At 57.7% G+C, this 21,832-nt stretch carries 19 protein-coding genes and 1 tRNA gene; 19 read left to right on the plus strand and 1 reads right to left on the minus strand.

Going from position 1 to position 21,832, the window contains the following annotated elements; all coding sequences use genetic code 11:
- Positions 1–4 precede the first annotated feature (4 nt).
- The 7 genes from mreC (at position 5) to M017_RS0113535 (ending at position 8,707) form a co-directional block, all read left to right on the plus strand.
- Positions 5–1,168, plus strand: coding sequence for a rod shape-determining protein MreC (gene mreC, locus M017_RS0113500; protein WP_031498562.1), 1,164 nt, complete (start codon positions 5–7; stop codon positions 1,166–1,168).
- Positions 1,169–1,171: 3 nt separating this feature from the next.
- Entirely contained in the window at positions 1,172–1,717 is a 546-nt protein-coding gene (gene mreD, locus M017_RS0113505; protein WP_031498563.1) for a rod shape-determining protein MreD, read from the plus strand.
- A gap of 72 nt (positions 1,718–1,789) precedes the next feature.
- The gene (gene mrdA / locus M017_RS0113510; RefSeq protein ID WP_051670042.1) at positions 1,790–3,646 is read left to right on the plus strand and encodes a penicillin-binding protein 2; all 1,857 of its coding nucleotides are present in this window, start codon (positions 1,790–1,792) and stop codon (positions 3,644–3,646) included.
- On the plus strand, positions 3,646–4,737 hold the full coding sequence (rodA, locus tag M017_RS0113515) for a rod shape-determining protein RodA (RefSeq protein WP_031498565.1): 1,092 nt from the start codon (positions 3,646–3,648) through the stop codon (positions 4,735–4,737). The genes mrdA and rodA overlap by 1 nt, the downstream gene beginning before the upstream one ends.
- A gap of 273 nt (positions 4,738–5,010) precedes the next feature.
- The gene (locus M017_RS0113525) at positions 5,011–7,809 is read left to right on the plus strand and encodes an Rne/Rng family ribonuclease (protein ID WP_031498568.1); all 2,799 of its coding nucleotides are present in this window, start codon (positions 5,011–5,013) and stop codon (positions 7,807–7,809) included.
- A 10-nt stretch (positions 7,810–7,819) separates the two neighbouring features.
- Positions 7,820–8,581 carry a hypothetical protein gene (locus M017_RS0113530; protein ID WP_031498569.1) on the plus strand — a complete coding sequence of 254 codons (762 nt, stop codon included), beginning with the start codon at positions 7,820–7,822 and terminating at the stop codon, positions 8,579–8,581.
- Positions 8,582–8,617: 36 nt separating this feature from the next.
- Positions 8,618–8,707, plus strand: a tRNA-Ser gene (locus M017_RS0113535).
- 14 nt (positions 8,708–8,721) lie between these two features.
- On the opposite strand, the gene ribB is transcribed toward M017_RS0113535, so the two are convergent.
- The gene (gene ribB, locus M017_RS0113540) at positions 8,722–9,846 is read right to left on the minus strand and encodes a 3,4-dihydroxy-2-butanone-4-phosphate synthase (protein WP_031498570.1); all 1,125 of its coding nucleotides are present in this window, start codon (positions 9,844–9,846) and stop codon (positions 8,722–8,724) included.
- A 215-nt stretch (positions 9,847–10,061) separates the two neighbouring features.
- On the opposite strand from ribB, the gene M017_RS0113545 reads away from it, so the two are divergent.
- From M017_RS0113545 to M017_RS0113600, 12 genes are all read left to right on the plus strand, one after another.
- Complete coding sequence (locus M017_RS0113545; RefSeq protein WP_051670043.1) at positions 10,062–11,459, plus strand: hypothetical protein; 1,398 nt, start codon at positions 10,062–10,064, stop codon at positions 11,457–11,459.
- A 9-nt stretch (positions 11,460–11,468) separates the two neighbouring features.
- On the plus strand, positions 11,469–12,044 hold the full coding sequence (locus tag M017_RS0113550) for a hypothetical protein (protein WP_051670045.1): 576 nt from the start codon (positions 11,469–11,471) through the stop codon (positions 12,042–12,044).
- Between the two features lie 28 nt (positions 12,045–12,072).
- The gene (locus M017_RS0113555) at positions 12,073–12,981 is read left to right on the plus strand and encodes a major capsid protein (RefSeq protein ID WP_031498573.1); all 909 of its coding nucleotides are present in this window, start codon (positions 12,073–12,075) and stop codon (positions 12,979–12,981) included.
- Positions 12,982–13,071: 90 nt separating this feature from the next.
- On the plus strand, positions 13,072–13,827 hold the full coding sequence (locus tag M017_RS0113560; RefSeq protein WP_031498574.1) for a hypothetical protein: 756 nt from the start codon (positions 13,072–13,074) through the stop codon (positions 13,825–13,827).
- A gap of 3 nt (positions 13,828–13,830) precedes the next feature.
- Positions 13,831–14,322: a hypothetical protein gene (locus M017_RS0113565; RefSeq protein ID WP_031498575.1), complete on the plus strand. Its 492-nt coding sequence runs from the start codon at positions 13,831–13,833 to the stop codon at positions 14,320–14,322.
- A gap of 2 nt (positions 14,323–14,324) precedes the next feature.
- Positions 14,325–15,488 carry a phage tail tube protein gene (locus tag M017_RS0113570; RefSeq protein WP_031498577.1) on the plus strand — a complete coding sequence of 388 codons (1,164 nt, stop codon included), beginning with the start codon at positions 14,325–14,327 and terminating at the stop codon, positions 15,486–15,488.
- Positions 15,489–15,491: 3 nt separating this feature from the next.
- Positions 15,492–15,869, plus strand: a complete 378-nt coding sequence (locus M017_RS0113575) for a hypothetical protein (protein WP_031498578.1) — start codon at positions 15,492–15,494, stop codon at positions 15,867–15,869.
- Complete coding sequence (locus tag M017_RS29340; RefSeq protein ID WP_155121404.1) at positions 15,866–16,183, plus strand: hypothetical protein; 318 nt, start codon at positions 15,866–15,868, stop codon at positions 16,181–16,183. The genes M017_RS0113575 and M017_RS29340 overlap by 4 nt, the downstream gene beginning before the upstream one ends.
- Positions 16,173–16,775 (plus strand): hypothetical protein, encoded by a 603-nt coding sequence (locus M017_RS0113585; RefSeq protein WP_031498580.1) that lies wholly within the window; start codon positions 16,173–16,175, stop codon positions 16,773–16,775. The genes M017_RS29340 and M017_RS0113585 overlap by 11 nt, the downstream gene beginning before the upstream one ends.
- Before the next feature lie 2 nt (positions 16,776–16,777).
- Positions 16,778–17,128 (plus strand): hypothetical protein, encoded by a 351-nt coding sequence (locus M017_RS0113590; RefSeq protein WP_031498581.1) that lies wholly within the window; start codon positions 16,778–16,780, stop codon positions 17,126–17,128.
- Positions 17,118–17,918: a hypothetical protein gene (locus M017_RS0113595; protein WP_031498582.1), complete on the plus strand. Its 801-nt coding sequence runs from the start codon at positions 17,118–17,120 to the stop codon at positions 17,916–17,918. Before M017_RS0113590 ends, M017_RS0113595 begins: the two co-directional genes overlap by 11 nt.
- Positions 17,915–21,826, plus strand: coding sequence for a phage tail protein (locus M017_RS0113600; protein WP_031498584.1), 3,912 nt, complete (start codon positions 17,915–17,917; stop codon positions 21,824–21,826). Before M017_RS0113595 ends, M017_RS0113600 begins: the two co-directional genes overlap by 4 nt.
- Positions 21,827–21,832 lie beyond the last annotated feature (6 nt).

Genomic DNA, 21,832 nt, shown 5'->3' on the forward strand with positions numbered 1-21,832 from the left:
CGATATGGATGGCTTTCTTGGCAGATACCGCAACTTATCGGTCCTGGTGATTGTCATCATGGCTCAACTGGTGTTGCTTGCCGTACAGGTGAAGAACAACCAGGACGTCCGCCTCATTCGCGTGTGGGCGGTGACGGCGATTACGCCGCTGGCGCGCGTGCTCGAAGGGGTTCGGGCGAATACCTTTGGTTTGGCCGGCGAGTATTGGCAATTGATTCGTATCCGCTCGCAGAATAGCGAGTTGAAGGCCGATCTGGACCGGCTGAAGCTCGAGAATCAATTTCTGAAAGAAGAGCTGGCGACGGCGAAGCGTGTGGAGGCCATGGCCTCCTTCGTGCAGCGTAACCCCAATAAAACCATCGGTGCGCGCATTATCGGCGCCGGCGCGGGGATGAACTCGAAAGTTGTGTTTATCGATCGGGGTTCGACCGCAGGCGTGTTGAAGGGGATGCCGGTGATTACTCCGGATGGCATTGTCGGCAAGGTGACGGCGTCTTATCCGACCGGCTCTCAAGTGATGCTCATCACGGATCCTACCTTTGCCTGCGGTGTGGTTTCGGATAAGACCCGCATCCATGGAACGGCGCGCGGCCAGGGGAACAATCAGTTGCTGGTGGATTACATCCAGAATGAACAATTGGTGGAAGTGGGAGAGATCTTTTTCACCTCGGGCGACGATCGTATTTTTCCGAAAGGTTTGCCGGTTGGGCCGGTGCGCGTAGCCCGGCAGGGCAAGTTATTTAAAGAAATCTATGTGGCTCCAACCGCTTTTGAAAAAGGGCTCGAAGAAGTACTAGTGGTACTAGAGAGCGTGCACCAGCAGATTCCCGATCCCGCCCAGATGACGAATGTAGGCCCGGAGGCAAAGCAGCTGCCGCCGCCCCCACCAGACGCGGCGCCGCATCCGGTGAACGGCATCGCTCCGCAGGGTTCGAATCAGAAGTTCTCGACGGATGCCGATCGCATCCTCGATCGTTATAAGGCGATTGGAGAGCAACAGGGACTCAGTTATGGAAACGGAGGGCGGGTGCCGAATTTCAATGCGCCTGTCGCCCCTCGCGTGGCGCCAAAGACGGCGCCGACCACCCCGCCCGGGGAAGAACCCGTGACGGTGCCTCCGACGCAGCCACAGACACCTGCACCAACCGTGCCGCCAGGGGAGTTCTAGGCCATGGCGTCTCCAGAATATAGCGAAGCGAATTTCGTCGAGGGCCGGCGGCGGAAAAGTTCGTCGTCGACGTTCCGGCCGATCGTTTTCTTCCTCGTTCCGTTGTTTTCGGTGTTGCTCGATATCTTTCTGCCTCGCTTTATCGAGTCGGCCCGGGCGCTGGAGTTTCCGCTACTGGTGACGATTTACTTTTCGCTGATGAAGCGGCAGCCGATTGCCGGTGTGATCATTGGCGCGACGATTGGCCTGATGCAGGATTCCCTGGCGCAGCAGCCGCTGGGAATGTTTGGCATTGTGAAGACGCTGGTGGGCTACTTTGCGGCTTCGGTCAGTCTGCGTTTTGATGTGAACAATCCAGCGTTGCGCTTCATGCTGGTGGCCTTCTTCTTTGGGTTTCACCAGTTCTTCTACTGGGTGATGGTGCGAGCGCTGCTGGGGCAGGTGCCGAGTATTAATGTGCTGGACGAGGTGGTGAAGGCCATCCTAAATTCTGCGATTGCCCTACCGCTCTTTCTCCTGTTGGATAAACTGAGAGAGGACGAGAGCTAGCGTCTCTCGGCGGTACAGCATTTCGTGTTTCTTATCCCTGGACGAGCGCGACAAGAAGACTTCCAAGATCGGATGCGCTTCCTGCGCGACGAATCGAAGTTTGCCCAGGGGAAAATCGCCGTTCTGCAGTACTTTACCGTTGCCGTTTTCGTGTTCATTCTCGGCGGTTACTGGAATCTGCAAATCCGCAACGAAGAACTCTACAGCTCCAAGGCGGAGCGAAACCGGATCAAGTCTCTGCCGATGCCTGCACCCCGGGGGAAGATTCTCGACCGGGACAAGCGGGTGATTGTGGACAACCACTCGAGTTTCTCGGTTTTGCTCTCTCGCGAAACTTTGCGTGACGAACACCTCCAGCCGATTGCCGAGGGATTGGGGCTGGACTACGAAGAACTGGTGGCGCGACTGAAACGTTTTCGCGCACGGCCCAAATACCAAGCCGTAATTATTAAGGAAGAACTGACCCCGTCTGACATTGCTTTTGTCGAATCGCACCGCGACCCGGATACCTATCCGGAAATGGAACTCATTCACACCGAGAAACGTGTGTACCCGGCCAGTGGCTTTGCGGCGCACATGATCGGCTATGTTGGCGAAGTCTCGGAAGCGGAATTGAATCAAGCCGATTTTGCGAAGTACCAGCAAGGCGACATGGTGGGCAAGACCGGGCTCGAACGGCAGTACAACGATCTCTTGACGGGCGTGGATGGGCAGCGGCAAGTGCTGGTGGACAACATCGGGAATGAACGCCGCATTCTGGGCATGAAGCCTGCGGTGGCAGGGCAGAACATCGAGTTGACGGTGGATCTGGATGTCCAGACGGTCATGGAATTGGCAATGGACGGGCGCCGGGGCGGCGCAATCGCATTGGACCCCAGAAATGGGGAAGTGCTGGCAATGACGTCCAAGCCGAGCTTTGATTTGTCGAAACTCTCCTCCCGAGAGCGGACCAAGGAGTGGCGCGATATTTTTTCAAATCCTGATAAGCCGCTGCTGAACCGGGCGATTCAGGCGCAGTTGTCTCCGGGGTCGACCTTCAAGCCCTTTGTGGCTCTGGCTGCACTTGAAGCCGGAACGGTTGACGAGCATACATCCTTTACTTGTACCGGCGGCATGACCTTCGCCGGACGCTACTTCCGTTGCCATAACCGGCATGGTCACGGGCCGACGAGTTTGAAGAAGGCGTTGGCGCAGTCTTGCGACGTGTACTTTTATAACGTTGGAGCGCGATTGGGGATTGATCGGATTTCCGCGTTGGGCGAGATTGCGGGTCTTGGCCAGAAAACAGGCATTGATTTACCCGCCGAGGCCGAGGCGATGCTGCCTTCGAGCCGGTGGAAGATCCGGAATCTGCGCGAGAAGTGGCATGAAGGCGATACAGTGAACGTCGCGATCGGGCAGGGCTATCTGACTATGACGCCGATCCAACTGGCTTATGGCATTGGTGGCATTGTCATGGGGGGAGTCTGGCATACGCCGCATCTGTTGCGCAATGGAGATGCTCCGAAGAAGCCAGCCCATCAGGCCGAATTGAATCTCGATCATGTTCGTACCGTGATGGACGGGATGTGCGATGTGGTGAACGGAGGCGGTACGGCGGGAAGTGCACGTTTGCCCGGAGGCGAGATGTGCGGCAAGACCGGTACGGCGCAGACCGCCTCAAATGAGTATCAGAAGGCAAAGGGAATTCACCTCAAGGACAACGCCTGGTTTATCGCATTTGCCCCGCGGGTGAACCCTGAGATTGTCGTCGCAGTGTTGTTTGAAGAGGGCGAACACGGACCGCAAGCGGGCACGATCGCTCGCGATATTGTGAAGGCCTACTTCGATAAGAAGGTGCGCAAAGAAGTTTCGCAGACCGGTGTCCCGGCTGTGACGGCGAGTGCTCCGGCAGACGCTGCCAATGCACCCGCGAGAGTGGCGAACTGATGTTTACGCTTCGTTCGTTCCGCGATCTCGATTGGACCCTGTTGATTCTTACCTTGATCATCTGCGCCGTCGGCGTGCTGCAGATCTACTCGGCAACCCAGGCGAGCGAGCAGTCGAACCACTGGTGGAAGCAGGTGCTCTATATCGGCGCCGGGTTGGTGGTGTTTTATCTCATCAGCCAGATTGACTATCACACGCTGGTGGGGCAATCGCCGGTGATGTACATCATCTTTACGGTGATTTTGTTTGGTCTGTTGATTCTCAGCCGCGTGGTGCTGGGGGCCAAGCGATGGGTCTCGCTCGGGGCAGGTTTCAAGTTGCAGCCGAGTGAATTCATGAAGCTTGTGCTGATTCTATTTGTCGCGCGCTACATTTCTGAGTTGAAGTCGGACTCGTTGAGCTTGCGAGAGCTCTTGAAGTTGTGTTTGCTGGTACTTTTTCCTTTTGGTCTGGTCTGCCTCCAGCCGGATCTGGGCACTTCGTTGTGCTATTTGCCAATTCTTGCGGTGGGAATTCTGCTTGCCGGTTTGAGCCGGCAGCAGGCCCTCGCAATTGTGATGATTCTTGCACTGGTAGTGCCGATCGGGTGGTTTGCGCTCAAGGACTATCAGAAGGCTCGCCTGACGAGCTTTATGGACCCGGCGTTGGACCCGCAGGGGTCTGGCTACCAGGTGATGCAATCCAAGATCGCTGTCGGCTCCGGAGGGATGTGGGGCCTCGGCGTGACGCGTGGAATGCAGATTCAACTTCGCTTTCTACCCTTTGCCCATACGGACTTTATCTTTGCCGCATTTGCCGAAGAACATGGCTTCGTCGGCGTGGTCACCGTACTTGGGTTATATTTCCTTCTATTGATGCAAATTTTGCAGAACGCTCAGACCGCTTCCGACAGGGCTGGAACCGCCATCTGTATGGGAGTTGGAGCGTTGCTGCTTTTCCATGTTTTGGAGAATGCCGGAATGGTCGCCGGGCTGATGCCAGTGGCCGGGATCCCTTTACCGCTGATGAGCTACGGTGGATCGAGCATTCTCTCGTTTTTCCTCATGCTGGGGCTGGTCAATAATGTCCGCCTCCGCCGATTCCTGCAATGACAAAGATTGAGATAACTGCCGGGGCCGAACCTATGGTTGCTTGGGCCTACACTGATTTGGGAATAATTTGCCGGGACGCTACCGCTGGAATGCCTCGCCGCATCGAGATCATGATGTACGATCTTGCCGTCGCATGCTCCAGTCACCAAACGCTTCTTACTACGCATGGCGCCGAGGGCGCCGTGCCATTCGCGTCTTGTTTCGAGCCGAACTGAACTCCGATCATGTACAACGAGCCCAAGGTTCTCCGCAGTGTCTCCAAGGAGATGCCTGATGGCAAAAGAGCTAGTAATTTCCACAGGGCGGCACGAAACGCGTGTCGCGATTCTGGAAGACGACCAGTTGGTCGAGATTTATTTTCAACGGGCGAATGAGTATTCGCTTGCCGGGTCGATTCACAAAGGACGAGTGACCCGCGTCCTACCGGGCATGCAGTCCGCCTTCGTCGATTTGGGCCTGGAACGGGATACCTTCCTGTATGTTTCGGACTTCTTCGAGGAAAACGAAGAGTTCGAGAAGATGCCGGAAGGCCGTGAGCGCAACGATCGGGATCGTGGCGGACGGAGCCGGGAAGGTAATCGCGAGGCTGGTGCGCGTGAGACTGCCAATCGTGAAGCTGCTCCCCGCGAGGGCGGTGGGCGCGAGAGTGGTGGGCGCGATGGTGGCCGAGGCCGTGGACGGGACCGCCGCGAGGGCAGACCGCCGGTGCAGACGAGCGCCATTGAGGTGCCGATTGAAACGGGAGAGGCTCCAGTTGCGGCGCCTGTTGCTGCCGGAGAGAGTGCTGAGGGCGGTGAAGTGCGCCGTGGCAATCGCCGTCGCCGGGGACGTGGAAACCGGGGAGGCAACTTCCCTGATTCCAAGTATGCGGGGCCAAACGAAGAACAGGAAATCGTAGCCGCCGCGGTTGAGCCGGAAGTGGAAGTTGAAGAGGAAGAAGTGGAGGTTGTGGAGGAGTTCAGTGCTCCCATCCTTCTTCCTGGCGAAACGCTTTCGAAGTATCGGGGACGCGCTCCAGAACTGGTCGCTGCGGTTGTCGAAGAGGATCGTAGCGGAGACTTTGATGATGTCGACGAAGTGTCGTCCGTTGCCGCCGAGACGCAGGAAGAAGAAGCAACCGGCACGATCACGCCGCTGAAGCCAGCCACGCAGGAAGTGCTTGCTGCTCAGCTCGAAGAAGAAGTTCTCGAAGAAGTGAAGGAACACCTGGCGGAGATCGCGAAAGAGAACGAAGAACAGCGCGACTTCGAAGAAGCCGAGCGACTGGTTTACGAAGACCAGGAAGCGACCGCTAGTGCCTCGGAACTGGAAGCGCAGGATGCTCAGGATGCTGCCGACTCTGACGAAGACGACGAATCAGAGGATGGGGCGATCGATGAATCGTCCGAAGCTGCCAATGACCTGACCACGGAAGAGACAGCGACGGACAGCGCCGATATGGTGGATGGGGATGAGGAGGGCGCACTGCCTTCCATGGGTTATTCTGCGCACTTGCGGCAGAACGACCAGCGCTTTTTGCAGCAGCGTGCGCCGCAAGAAGGGGGCGAGCGCAGTGGCCGCCGCCGCCGTCGTGGCCGCGGGCGTGATCGCGCGGACCGTGCCGCCGCATCGGCGGCTCCTACGGGAGAGGCCGTTCCTGAATTATTGATCGAAGCCGGCGAATTGCGTCCGCCCGAGTCGGCGGCTGTTGTCCGCACCGACCAATCGGCGCGCACGGAGCAGACGCCGCGCGAGGAGTCGCGTCGCGAAGGCCGTGGCCGCCGGGAGCGGGGTGGCGAGCGCAATGGAGAACGCGGTGAACGTAGTGAGCGGACCAGTGAAACGAGCGAACGGACCGAGCGTCCGGAGCGCGGGGAACGCCGCCCGCAGCCTTCGATTACCGAGTTGCTGAAAGAGGGTCAGGAGATTCTGGTCCAGATCGCGAAGGAGCCGCTGGGGCAGAAGGGCGCGCGCATCACTTCGCATATTGCGCTCCCGGGCCGCTATTGCGTCTACATGCCGACGGTGGATCACACGGGCGTGTCCCGCAAGATCGCTTCCGACGAAGAACGCATGCGCCTGAAGAAGATTCTCCAGGCCGGCAAGGAAGGAATGCCTGGCGGCTTCATCATCCGTACCGCCGGGGAAGGCCGGACGGAAGAAGAGATTCAGAACGATATCAACTTCCTCCATAACCTGTGGAATGACATCAAACGGAAGGCCGAGAGCAAGCCGGCTCCGGCGCTGATCTATCACGATCTCGAAATTGTGGAGCGCGTGCTGCGCGACCAACTCGGACCGGACTTCAAGTCAATCTGGGTGGACAACGAGGAGATCTACGAGAGCATTCTGCGCTTCCTCGAGCGCTTCCAGCCGGCGATGGTTTCCCGTGTGAAGATGTACACGCGCCAGGCTTCAATCTTCGACAATTTCGGCATTACGCAGGAACTTGAGAAGGCGCTGCGGCCGAAGGTTTGGCTGAAGTCCGGCGGCTACATCGTGATCAACCAGACCGAGGCTCTGGTCGCCATCGACATCAATACCGGCAAGTTTGTCGGCAAGTCGAACCGGTTGGAAGACACGATCGTCAAGACGAACATCGAGGCGATTCGCGAGATTGTGCGCCAGGTGCGCCTGCGCGATCTGGGCGGCATCATCGTGATCGACTTTATCGATATGGATGAGCGCAAGAACCGGATGCGTGTCATGCAGGCCTTGGAAGAGGCGATGCGTGCCGATCGGGCGCCGTACAAGATTCTTCAGTTCAATGACTTTGGCCTGGTTGCGATCACTCGCAAGCGTGTCAAGCAGTCGCTGGAACGGACTCTGTGTGCCCCTTGCCCGTATTGCGAAGGCTCTGCTTATGTGAAGAGCGTCCAGACGGTGGTGGGCGAGATACTGAACGAAGCGAAGAAGCTGGCGAAGGCGCTTGCGGATGCCAAGGATGTCATGCTGCGGGTGAATCCGGAAGTGGCGAAGGTGTTCAAGTCTGCCGACAATCAATATCTCGAAGAACTCGAGGAGATTGTGGGACGTCCTGTGATGGTTGTTTCCGACGGGCTGATCCATCAGGAAAAGTTCGACTTGGCCTAGAGACCGCCTCATGAAACTCACCGCACTTCTGGTGATGTTGATGTTGCATACGAAAAGCTCCGCTCAGGAGCTTTTCGTATTTCCGGACGCCGCACTGTTCACGGAAAGGGACTGGAGCAAGCTGGGTTGTGCGTCGATGGCGGCCATGCAGGGATTGGAGGCGATTTCTCCGGCCGTGGACCGGAATGCATTCTTCTCGCTCTTGTTGATCGTGAAGCAAAAACCGGGTGAGATGTTTTCGCTCGATGCCGGACAGAATCCGCGCGATGCCTTCGCTTTGCGGTTGTACCGTTACTTTCCTGACGTGGAACCGGCGCGCGGGTTGGTGGAGACGCCGCTGGCGTTCCGGGGCCGGGTGGCGGAGGGGCAGAGTTGCGCGATCTTTCTGCTGGATGCCTGGGTGCGCGGGGATCTGAGTCCGGAACGTGTGAAGTTGGAGCCTGCTTTGTGGCTGGAGACGGAACAATACTGGCAGCGCCATCCGATGGAGGTGCGGGTCTTGCCGGAGGTTGCGCCCACACTGCTTCGCTGTGAGGACGGAATTGCGGGACGGCTGCCAAGCCTTGTCCATGCGGTTGCGATGGCTTGCCGCCCCATTGCAGCGCTCTGTAGCGCTGGTGCGATCGACAGTCTGGAGTCGCTTGCGGCCCGGAACCTGATGCAAGACCTCTCCCGCGTGCCGGCGAAGGAATCTTGTGGGACTGGGAATCCGGGGAGTGTCCCGGTAGAAAAAATACTTTCTCTACGAAGAAGACGGGATCGAAGCCAATAATCGCCGATCCTTTGGTATCCTCTTAGAGGAGCTTTCGGAGAGGTGGCCGAGCGGTTTAAGGCGCACGCTTGGAAAGCGTGTGTACGAGAAATCGTACCGTGGGTTCGAATCCCACCTTCTCCGCCATTCTTCCCAGAATGCTAAGAGATCCGAAGCTCCCGTCTCCCCGTAATCTCCAGCCCAAAACCTTCCAGCCCTACCGCCCGTAACGGCGAATTCGTCAGCAACTCAATCCTCTGTAAGTTCAAATCGCGCAGGATCTGTGCACCAATGCCGACCTGGTGCTGCATCTTTTTACCGCCATCGTGGCTTTGTATTTGCCGTGTATGCGGCAAAAGCTTTCCTGTGCCCTCTTCGCGGTTCCGCAAGCGATCCTCATTGCCGTGGTGCAGGTAGACAAGCACGCCGCGGCCTTGGGCCGCAATGACACGCATCGACTCATCGAGTAGGGCACGGCAATCGCAAGCTCGACTTCCGAACAGGTCACCGAAGGGACAGTGAGAATGCATGCGAACGAGCACCGGATCCTGGCCGCTGATGTCGCCGCAGACCAGTGCGGTGTGCATGTCCTGATCGAGCGAATTCTCGTAAACATAGAGCTGCATGGGGCCATGCGCCGTTTCAAGTGGGCCTTGGCTAAAGCGCCGCACATAGCTCTCATTCTTCAGGCGATAGCGGATGAGGTCGGCGACTGAGATCAGCTTGAGATCGTGGGTGCGGCAGTATTCGCGGAGCTCCGGCACGCGGGCCATCGTGCCGTCTTCATTCATGATTTCGCAAATGACGCCGGCGGGCTTGCGCCCGGCGAGCCGTGACAAATCGACGGAGGCTTCGGTTTGGCCGGCGCGCACGAGCACACCGCCTTCCTGTGCCCGGAGCGGAAAGACGTGGCCGGGGCGAGCAAGATCTTCCGGACGGCAATCGTCGGTGACCGCGAGTTGAATGGTGTGGGCGCGGTCGGCGGCGCTGATCCCGGTGGTGACGCCTAGCTTCGCGTCGATCGATTCGGTAAACGCAGTGCCGAAATTGGAGGTGTTGATCCGGGACATCAGTGGCAGATGCAGACGGTCGCAACTTTCTCCAGATAGGGCGAGGCAAATCAAACCGCGGCCATGGACCGCCATGAAATTAATCAGGTCTGGGGTGACCGCGTCGGCGGGCAATGCCAGGTCGCCCTCATTCTCGCGGTCTTCGTCGTCAACGATGACGACCATCCTGCCAGCCCGGAAATCTTCGATTGCGGACTCAATGGAATCGAACGACATGTGTCCTTTCATTGTCGCTGAGAGCGGAGTCTGACGGGGATGCGAAAAAGCCGGTCACATGATTTTGAAATTTATATCTTGTTTGTTTTCAATATGAATTTTGATTTTCATGAAATTGCGTGAAAGTCAATGGGTAGGATTTTTGTGGGGCGTGGGTCCCGAGCGAAAGCCACATATTGAAAGTTACGAAAGATCTGTTTCGTATTCGAGGTGAAATGACTTACACGGAAATCGCGGATGCGATCCAGATGCATCCTCACTACAGAAGCTGGCAGACCAGCTTGGAGATGTACAAAGATCTCTACTCGGGCGGCGCTCAAATGAAGGCTAAGGCTTCGAACTACCTGTATCGACGGCATCGGGAGCCTGCCGAAATCTACCACGAGAGAGTGAGCCGCGCCTTTTATGAAAACTACCTCGGTTCGATCATTGACTGGTATGCCTCGACTCTGTTTCGTCACGAACCCATTCTTACGGTGGAAGATACGAGCCGGAGATCCAGTAAATACTATTTTGAATTTTTTGAAGATTGCGATCGGAATGGCGTTGGTATTACGGATTTTCTTCGTCGGCGTTTTACGGATGCTTTGATCTTCGGGCGCTCCTTTACGGCGCTTGAATTTCCCAAAAGGGAGACCAGCTTCAGCTCGCGGCTGGAAGAAGAGGCCATTGGAGCGGATCGTGGCTATCTGACCGCCATCCATCCTTCGGACGTCGTGAACTGGAGTTACAACACAGAAGGCAAGTTGACGCTGCTGACGGTGCGCTTGCAGGGACCCAGCTATGCAAGCATCTTTCAGCCCACCAATGAGTCTTCCCGTTACCTCATCTATACCGAGACCGAGTACATCATCGTTGAACTGGATGGGACAGACGAGAAGCTCCAGGTAAAAGAGCGTGGGCCACACGCCTGCGCCTCTGAAGAGCGGTTGCCTGTCTTTGACATCACGCTGAGCGATGGCCTCTGGCTAATGAACAAGGCTGCGCATCTGCAGTTGGAGCACTACAACAAGTCAAACTCGCTGGCTTGGTCGCTCGGGATGGCGTTGTATGCGACGCCGGTGATCTATAGCAAGCGCGATTGGCGCGAGACACTCGGCGAGTCCTATTACATTCATCTCGATCCCGAAGACAAATTCGGCTGGACGGAGCCGGAAGGAAATGTCTACCGCATTGCGATCGAGAACCTGAACCGTCTGCAGGAAGAAATCTACCGCACCTGTTATGTGATGGGGCAGTCCCGGAGTTGGCTCTCCGGAGCGGCGCAAGTGAGCGGAAGCAGCAAGCGTGCTGACTATCAGATCACGCAGGAAGTGCTTCGTGCTTATGGCGATTCCGTCAAGGACATGCTGAAGCGCCTGCTCCAAACTCTCATCCGGGTGCGCAAGGATGATCTCCGAATCTCAGTGTCCGGATTGGACGAATTCGAGGTCGGAGAGTTTAACGAAGAACTCGATGAAGCGCAGAAGCTTTTCAACATGGGGCTCAATTCCAAGACCTTCCGCAAACAGGCGTACAAGAAGCTTGCCTTCAAGTTCCTGGCGGATATCAACGAGACCACCAAAGAGAGGATTGCGTCGGAGATCGAGGAGCAAATCGACAAAACCAGTTAGGAGACTGCAATGGATTCCAGCGAAGAATCGAATTCGCAAGAACCCACCGTGAATGACCTGAAAAAGTTGGTTCACGAGGTGTTCGAGGAATATCACAACGTCCAGACGAAGCGGACGGAACCAGCTTATAAGGCCGAACTCGAGGAAGAGCGCCGCAAGCGCGAATCCATGGAGAAGCGGCTGAACGAGTTGGTTGAGGAGAACCGACGCACGAAGGTCCGGGCCGAAACGATGGAACGCGAAACTCTGATCAAGAGCGAACTCCAGCGGCTCGGCGTCGCGAAAATCGACCTGGCCTTCAAAGCTGTCAAAGACGAAATCCAACGGGAGACGGATGGAACTCTGCACGCGCGCAGCTCAGAGGGGCCAGTGCCTGTGCCAGAGTTTCTGCGGAAGTTTGTGGATGAGAATCCGGAACTGCTTCCGGCCCGGAATCTGGGAGGCAGCGGCACGTTAACCAGTGGCCGTGGCTCCCAAAACGCACCTGGGATCGATATCGACTCGATTCGGCCCGGGATGAACAAAGATGATCTGGCCCGCGTACGCAGAGAAATTGCGCGCGTTGCTGGCCTGCTGGTGGACTAACTCAAATTACTTCTAAGGAAAACAAAACATGCCTTCTATCACTTCTTCCAATCTCGCGAACGCCATCGTCAAGCTGGTTGCCGCTGATGCGCTGCCGGCCCTGATGGGCAACTTGGTCATGGGCAATCTGGTCAATCGTGACTTTGAACCGACACTGGCCAAAGCCGGCGACACGGTGAACGTTCCGGTGCCTCCGTCGCTGGTGGCCAACAATATTGCGGAAGGCGGTACTGTTACGCCGCAGAATCCGAGCCTCGGCAATGCGCAGATTGTCCTGAATACGCATGCGGAAGCGACCTTCCAGATCCCCGATGTCACTAAGGTGGTGGCGGTTCCTGATCTTCTCAAGCTGTATATGGAACCGGCGATCATCGCGTTGGCCGAGCGGGTGGAGACCGATCTGTTGGGTTTGGCCACGAGCTTCACCACGAACACTCCTCTCGGGACCACCGGCACGCCGCTCACCGAACAGGTGGTGGATGACGCGGAAACGGCGTTGTTCAATGCAAAAGTGGCTGCCAGCATGCAGAAGTACATGGTGGTCGATGCTGCAGGGTACTCGGCGCTGCGCACCAACCCGCGCTTCAGCGAGTATTCAAAGGCGGGCGACGCTGGATTGCAGGCCTTGATCGATGGCCACATCGGCCGCTTGAAGGACTTCTATGTCTTCCGTTCGCAATTCATCAAGAAGAGTGGCAGTCCGGCGACGACCTACAATCTCGCCTTTGCGAAAAATGCACTGGGGCTGGCGATTCGCCGCCTGCCGCAGCCGCTTCCGGGGACGGGCGCCATCGCTGAGTATGCTGAACTGGGCAACTTCGGCGTACGTGTTGTGATGAGCTATCAACCCGATACGCTGTCGCAGCAGTTTACGGTCGACATCCTCTACGGTACCGGGATCCTTCGCAACAACCACGGCGTGCAGGTGCGCAGCTAACTGCACCGAACGACCTAAGGTATGGGCCGGTTCTTCACAAGAAGAACCGGCCTTTTCTTTTCCAGGAAAAGCTCAGAAAGCGTGAATCCCATGGCCTTACTGAAAGATCAACCCATCAGTTGTCTGACCGAATGGATGGCTTATGACTCCAAGCTTTCCATTCTCTCCGCGCAAGAAACGACTTCGATCGAGGCAAAGTCGTGCCTTGCGCAAAATGAAATTGAAACACAGGTGACCAGCTTCCTGCTGCGCCATAGCGGACTTGGTGAGCTTGCTGCGCGCCAACTGCTCTCGAAGGTGACGGTGACAGAAGCGCTCCATCGCTGGCATAGCATGCTGACACTGAGCCTGTTCTACGCAGATCTGGCCTCGCTGCAGAACAGCGCCCTGCATCGAGAACAATCCCGCTATTACGAAACAAAGGCCGATGCGGCTCAGGATCAGTTGTTCGATACAGGACTGGGCATTGTGAACTTTCCAATCTCCAAGGCTCCTGTGCCCTTGATCACGTCGCAGCCAGGGACCAATCCACTTCGCATTTTGCGGGGACGGATTCGCTATCTCGACGGCAATGGGGCGATGGGGGCGCCGAGCTCGGACTTTCTTCTGGACATGTCGAATGGGCAGCAACTCACGCTTGCTCTGGATTCCTTGCCGGACCGGGTGATTGGTTGGCTCCTCTATGTGGGAGACGAATCGAATCTGTTTTATCTGGCGACGGCATCGCCTGTGACCAGCTCGGTGACGCTTACCGCAGAAATGCTGAACCAGCAGACGGAGCGTCTCGATCTTGCCTCGCAAGCCGCGGACCGTTTCATCCGTTACTCCACGGAACTCTGGAGATAAGCGATGAACCTTTCCAGTCGAGCGGTGGAAGCCGCAAAGAGCATGCTGAGCGGGGAGGCAGGGCTGAAGGTCAGTGTAGAGGCGATCCAGGAGCTTCGTGGCAATCTCGAGGCGGAAACACGATTCGAGGTGAATACCGACTATTGGCACAGCAAGGTCACGGAGCGAGTTCCTGCCAATCGTTTCCCGAAAATCTCGGTGTCGCTGGTGAAACTCAAGCGCGGCCAACAGGAAAAACTGACCGACAGCAGCGCGCTGGCGACCTTGCAAATCGAAGTGATCAATACGCTCGAGAGGGCGGATTTACTGCAATCGCAACTCAGCGACTTTGTTGATGCGATCTGTGACGTTCTCAATCGCAACTCAGGGCTTTGGAGCCAGGGCGTGTTCTACGCCGGAGGCTTCACCGTCGAAATCCAGCCCGTCTCCAAAGGCGGTCTCAACTATGTGCAAAACGCAACCATCACCTTTGAAATTCATCTCTGGCAGGACTAATCATGGCAAACGAATACATCGCGACACTCTCGAATCGCATCTTCATCAAATCGGAGGTCGATGACCCCGAGGTCGGCAACATGGAAGCAGCGCAACTGGCCCCAGTCACTGCCTTCCAGGTGAATAGCAATCGCAAGCGCATCTTCCGCCGGGACAAGACGGGTTATCGATCGGACAATCCTGTGGTGGGGCCGCAGCGAGAACTGATCGAGTTCAGCATGGACGCCTATGGTACCGGCTGGACCGGAGGCACGGAGAAGCCGGCGATTGCTCCTCTTCTCGAAAGTGCTCTTTGCCAAAGCGCTTCTCTTGGTACATCCTATATAGTGCAGTCTAGCTCTGGTAAGTCTGTTACACTTGCCGCCGACGGGATGTTGAGTGTCGGGATGGGGCTTGCCTTTGGTTCGGAGCTTCGCTTTGTCGAATCGATCTCCGGGCCGCGCGATTTCACTTTGAATACTGCCTTCAGTGTGGACCTGACGGCGGGCGCAGAACTGGCAGGCTGCGTGAATCTCTCGCTCGGCGATACGCCGAGTACAATGTCGGTTCTCGACACCTGGGCGCCCAATCAGGCCGTGCAGCGTTTTTTGACGGGGGCGATCTCCGACAAGCTCAGCTTGAAGATCAACAACGATTTTCTCGAGATCTCGACCAAGGGCTTTGCTCGGAACCTGGTGGATAGTGTGAGCGGTTCAGTGGGTGCCGATTCCACTTTCCCGGCTGCTCCGCCTGCCGCTTTGACGAGTACTCCAATTGCAGGCTATCTTGGACAGGCTTTCCTTGGCGTTGCCACTGCTCGCCTTTGCACCCTCACCCAGGCGACGATTCATATCGATAACGACATCCAGCCGCGTACGGACGAGTTCGGCTGTTTCAGCACGAAGGGTTTTGTGCTGGGACGCCGGAAGGTCAGTCTCGATCTGACTGTCTTTGAACGGAATGACGAACTGAGCCAGGCGCTCTATACGAGAGCGGTGAACAACGAGCCCGTGTCAGTGATGTTGCAGATTGGCAACCAGCCCGGATCGATGTTTGCAATCTATCTGCCCGCGGTGCTGTTTCCAGTGCCTGCTTTCAACGACGGGCAATCGCGATTGCTCTGGCAGTTCCGCAATGCGGTGGCGCTGGGGATGCAGAATGACGAAGTCTTTCTGGCGATGAGGTAGGCCGTGAAACTCCAATACGAAAAGAACATTGCTTCGGCGGCGATGCCAGGAATTGCTTTTCAGATTCGCCGCATCTCCCTGGCCCAACGCCTGCGTTTTCTGGCGGAGAACTATGGCCTGATGCAACGGCTGAAGTTCCTCAACGCGGGCGTCGGCCAGGAGCCGCAAGAGCGAAGTGCGGCGGCTGAACTCGAGATCGATTTGAGCCGCCGGCTGCTTGAAGCTGCTCTGATCTCGACAACCGAAGCCGGGTGCACCAGGCCCGCCGACGAGAGCCTCATCCAGTGGTTGTTGGAGGAGGCTCCGACGGAGCTGAGCGTCGAGGTGCTTGCGCACATCGGCGACGAGATGGTGCTGAGCGACCCTAGACGAAAAAATTGATTGCCGCCTTCCAATACCTGTCCGGTGGAGTCCGGTGGGAGTGCGGCCAATGCAGGGAACGGAAGCTGGAGCAATCTCGTGCTTGTGCCTTCTTGCAATGCCAGCCGTCGCAGACACCGGTGTGGGCCGGGACCAGCGCGGTTTATTTTCAGTGTCCCGAAAGCGTGCTCGATGGAAGCGTCAGTTACTGGATTGCGCTGGAGCGTTGGTGCCGTGTGATGGAAGCCGCCAAGGTGCTGGAGTTTCCGGCGATCGATTGCGATGCGATGACTGCCATTCAGGCAATGGAAAGAGAAAGACGACATGAGCGATAGCAACACGAACAGCAGCAATACCGGGGACCGCAGTCTGAGCGATGTCCTCAATAATCTGATCGCACGGCTCGATTCTGGCAATGCAGGCGTGAGCGGACAGTTGCAAAGCATCACGAACGCAGCCTCCACGGCCATCAGCGCGGTGACCCAGGGCACTACCATTGCGGCACAGACGGGCGCAGTGGGTTCCATGGGGAAAGAGATCGTCAATCTCGTCAATCCGATGAACAACGGGGGATCGACGATGACCAACGTCCTAACTAGCCTCTTTCTCGGCCCGATCTGGAAGGGTCTGTTCGGCCTCTTCACCGGAGGCGGCGACGATCCTGCTCCCGTGCTGACGAAGTATCAGTTTCCAGACGCGACGGCCACCAACGTTGCGGCCAGTGCACCGGACGGCAGCCCTGCTCTCACGCGTAGCGATGCCTTTGGTGTGACGCGATCGGCGCCCAATAGCCCTGCCTCGATTCAGGTCTCCATCCAGGCTCTTGATGCGCGGTCGATTCTCGACCGGAGTGATGACATCGCAAACGCGCTGCGGCAGGCCATGCTCTCCAATCACGAAGTCAATGACAGCTTGAGCGAGTTCTAACGATGACATTCCCAACGCTGATTTCCGGACAGTTGGTGCAATCGAGCACCGTGCGTTCCCAGCCGATCCAACATTGGGAACACCTCTTTGCGGGCCTTGGACGCCAGACCCAGCGCTGGACCAATTCCGACCGCCGCTCCTGGCGGCTCAGCTACAGGGCCTTGAACGGCGACGAGGCGATGCGCCTCCGCGCCTTCTACGAATCGATTCCTCTCCAAGGCCTGTTTCACTTTCAGGACCCTTGGACCGGCACAGACTATCCGCACTGCCGGATCCGCGATGGGCGCATGGTGATGAGTTGCGATGCGCATGGGCGCTACACCGTTGACCTGGAGATTGAGAATGCCGACTGATCCCATCCACTTCCCCTATCTCGACAACGGGATGTTGTCGCAGATGCCGGTTCGTCTGGAACTGAATCGCATTGCGCCCGCCAATCGCTTTCTCGATGGCAGTATTCTGTATGCGGCCTCGGACGCCAAGTTGCAATACAACTGGACCTTGCGCTACGACGATCTAAGTGAAGCCGAGTGGCAGCGCTTCACGGACTTCTTTGCGGCAATCGCCACAGGGAGCGAAGCCTTCACCTTCTACGATCCGCTCGGCAACCTCCTGGCAGACACGGGCAACTTGGAGTCTTCCTCATGGATTCGGCCCGCGGGCCTGGCCCTCCAGTCTTTCTCCGATCCTGACGTAGACAAGGCCTACATCGTGACCAACCCGACCAGCGCGCCGCTGGTGCTGTCGCAGGCAGTCAATGTGGCTGGCGGGTTCCAGACCAGCTTCAGTCTGCTGGTGCGCTGGGCTGGCGGCATGCCCTTTGCGCTGGCCCAATCGGATGGTGCACAGCGCTTGGAGCAGCACTTCCAGGCCACCGGATGGACGCGCCATTTTGTTGCGATGAAGGGCGTTACTTCTTCAGCCAGCCGCAGCGCAGAGATTGTCGTGCTGCCCACAACCCAACTGATCATCGCCGCGCCGCAGTTGGAGATTGCCGCTGCTCCCAACGCTTATTCCGAAACGGGAGGGCACGGCGGCGTCTTTCCGCAAGCATGGATCGGGCAGAAGAAACTTGAGCTGCAAAGCCCCACGCCCGGTGGGCACTCCATCACTCTCCAGATAGAAAGCCTGCGCCAATCATGAGCCTCTACGAAGCAAAAGAACAGAATGCGGTTCCGGCGACGGCGCTGCTTTGCGAACTAAGTCTGGTGGAAGGAACACGGCTCTACTGGGCTACGGCCCGTTGCCAGGATGGTGGCCAGACTTATCAGGCCCGGATTCATCCCGATCAGGCCGGAAGCTGGAAGCTGACGAGCGATGTTACTAGCGAAAGCGCCAGCTTCATCTCCCTGACGATTGCCGATGCCGATGGAACCGTCGCACAGCTCTTCAAGGCCGGACGTTTGCGCGGCGCCCGGGTTGTGTTCCGCGCTGCTGTTCTGAATGAGCGCGATGTCGAATCGTCAACCGTGATGTTGAGCGGCATGCTCGATTCTGTGTCTGATCTCGATGGCCAGTCGGCACGCATCAATGTGCTGAGCCGGCTGAGTTCCATTCGCAGCAGCTTCCCGCCAATGCGCATCCAGAAGCAATGTTCGTGGATGTTTCCTGCAAATGCGGACGAGCGTGGGGCAGCGCTGAGTTCTGGCGAAGATGGCCGCTATTCGCCGCTCTTTCGCTGTGGGTATTCGCCCGATCTTCCTGGCGGCGTTGGGACGATGAACGGGAGCGAAGCCTTCACCACTTGTGACTACTCGCGGACGAGTTGCGAGCAGCGCGGCATGTTTGCGAAGGACGCCTCGGGCCGCACGACGCAGCGCTTCAGCGGCATCGAGTTTGTTCCTCCCAGCATCATCGTGCGCGGACACGGGGAGTCGACCGGGCGCATCTCAAACCTGACCTCACTCGACACTCGCTTCAACGATGTGGTGCCGGCCGTGTATGGCACCGGCTGGCTTCAAGCGCCGGTGGTGTTCTCGCGTAACGATGGCAATCTGACACGCTGCGAAGTGCTGTTGGGGCTGGGCGAGATTGAAGGCGTGGTCAAGGTGATCGCCAACGGCTACGAGATTCCCGAGGGCATCACCGGCCAGAACATGACCGGCACCGGCTGGTACAACTTTGTGAGCAAGGGCAATCGCACCGGTGTTCTCAATATGGGCCTGACGGACTCGAATCAGAACCCGGTTGGCGACCCTTACGGGAGCATGGCCTATCTGAATCTGGTGGTGCCAAATCGAATCAGTGACGGTAAGAGCAGCCCTAAGGTCGACATCCTGATCAAGGGCATGAAGGTGCCGGTGCTGGATGCCGAAGGCACTCTTGTCTCTTACGAGTTCTCGGCGAACCCCGCCTGGATCATCTGCGACATCCTACGCCGCACGGGCTGGAAATTGGACGAGCTAGATTTGGCAAGCTTTGGTAGCGCGGCTGCCTTTTGTGCGGAGACGGTGGAGGCGCATGACGCCAACGGCGTGCTGCGCATCGTCCCGCGATTTGAAACCAATCTTGTCCTCAAGCGCCGCTACAGCGTTGGCGAACTGTTGCGATCTGTTCGCCTGTCGTCGCTGCTCTTTTTGTACTTCCAACCCGATGGGCGTTTGGCGATTCGTCCGGAGACAACGATCGCTGGGCAACAGCCCACCAAGTCGCTCGGCAGCAATGCGGTCAGTTCTGTGGCGGGTGGGTGGCCCACTTATGAATTTGGCGATGGGCTGAATGGCACCACGGGAATTCTGTTGAACGCCAAGCGGGAGCCCGAGTTCCGGGTCTATTCGAAACTCAGTCAGGACTCGCCGAATCGCGTCAACTTTGAGATTCAGGATGCGCTGAACGAGTACCAGCAGGACAGCGTTTCGATTGCCGATACGGACGACATCCAGATGCGCCGTCAGGACATCACGCAGTCGCTGCCTGTCACTGGGGTTCCCAACTTTCCGCAGGCGCAGCGCATCTGCCAGACCTGGTTGAACAAGTCGATTGCTGGCAATGTCTATCTCGAGTTCCGAACCTCGATCCGCGGCTTTCACATTCGTCCTGGCGATCTCATCGCGATGACCTACGAGCGCTATGGTTTTGAGCGCACCTTGTTTCGCGTGCTCGAGTTCCAACTGTCGCCGGCTCTCGCCGTGATGAAGGTGATCTGCCAGTTGCATCAGGATCATTGGTATTCCGACAACGCGCAGATTCGCTATGACAGCTCCCGCCGCTATGCCTGGCGCATCGGGGCTGCGCGCGCGGTCTCCGGTACCAAGCTGGTGGACGGCAAGTATGGGTTCGATGCGTCCGAGAGCTTGGCTGTCGATTCCGATGGCGTGCAAAAGTGTGCGCTGCGCATCCCGTTTCGCAGGCCAAAGCCGGAGAGTGGAGCGGCCAGTGGCATTCCGCTGGTGAGCTTTGATTACGAGGTGCAATCCACCGGCGGGACGCTCGCGCAGGGCTCGTACTTTTACGGTGTGACTACGGTGGATAGCGAGGGCGAGGAGAGCGGACTGTCGAGCCTGATTCCGGTTACCATCTCCGGACTCTCGGCCACCAACAAGATCCAGCTCAAAGGCATCAGCTCCGCCGCCGCTACCGAGACGATGAATCTCTATCGTGGCGATTCGCCGTATCACATGCTGCGCATCGCGAGCGGCCTCGCTGTCTCCGATACCATCTGGGACGCGGGTGCGGAACCCAGCAACGATTTGCCTCCCGACCCCAACTACAGTAGCCTCCGCGCCTGGTTTCGGCAGATCTATCTGCTCGATCAGAACGCGACCTCCTGGACAGCCGATACCATTGGCCGTACCGGAATGAACTTGCGCGTGGACCGCTGGATCGGCAAGAAGGTGGTCCTCCTTGCCGGTGCCGGCAAGGGGCAGGAACGGGCGATTCTTTCGAACACGGAAGAGGTGATCCAACTGGCGGGGCGCTGGGATGTATTGCCGGATGCCACCACTAAGTTTGTGATTGTCGAGCCGGGATGGGTGTTGGCAGCGGAGAGCGATACGGATCTTGTCACGGTCATGCTGCCGCTTTTTACGGCGGCCAGCTTTGAGATAAGCCTGCGCTCGGTAGGCAAGGACGGCTCGGAGCTGGATGCGCTCGAGTCGCCCTCGCTGCGCTGGCAGATTGGTGTGGGGTTGACGGGCGGTATCGATGCCGATGTGCCGCCCAAGCCGGCCTTCGGCTTCGCGATGATTGAAGAGGGAACGATTTCGATTGGCGGCATTGGTTTTGATTCGCTCGACAATCTGAGCTCGGTCTACATTGGCCAACTCGGCCTTCTGTTCTGGGATGAGCTGACCGCTCCGACGCCCTTCAGCCTTGGGGCGGACATCGATGCCGATTCAGAGCTCCTGACCATCGCGGGTCTGGACAGTACTCTGCCCAAAGGGACAATGATTCAGATTGCAAAGGAACTGATCGAGATCTCAGACGACCCGGATGAGGACAGCACCTATCCCGTGATTCGTGGCCGCTACCAGACAACCGCAGTTGCGCACGAGAGCGCGCCGCCGGTCTTTGTGCTGACACGCCGCGACATGACGATCCCCTTTGTGCCGGGCTATTTCAACTCGACTTCGGCGGTGGGCTTCCGCTACAACTTCCGTTTGCCGAATGTCCGTGTTGCCGGCGCCGATCTCACGCTCTTCAATCGCGTCGGCGGCAGCGAAAGGGATGAGGAGAGCTATACGATCCTTTCAGACAACGGCGTCCGCACGATGGCTGGCGGGCAGATCGCGATGAGCACCCAAGGCTACCTGGCGATTGAAGCAAACGCCGGGCCGTCCTATGTCATCGATCGCGACACCGTGGTTCGCGATGTCTATGCCTATGTGCAGGAGCCGCCGGTGGGCGCGCCGATTGAGATTGTGGTTCTTGTCGATGGCGAAGCCTACTGCGAACTGACGATTGGCGCTGGTGTCCGCGTGTCCGATGCAGTTAATCGCTTCAACTACCCGGCGCTGCGTTCGGGTGCGACCATTTCCTTCGATATCGTGAACGTTCCGCCTGCCGAAAGCGGCACCCCAGGCAAGGATCTGACGGTAATCCTGCAAACCTAACTGATA

Source organism: Bryobacter aggregatus MPL3, from assembly GCF_000702445.1.
GTDB classification, from domain to species: Bacteria; Acidobacteriota; Terriglobia; order Bryobacterales; family Bryobacteraceae; genus Bryobacter; species Bryobacter aggregatus.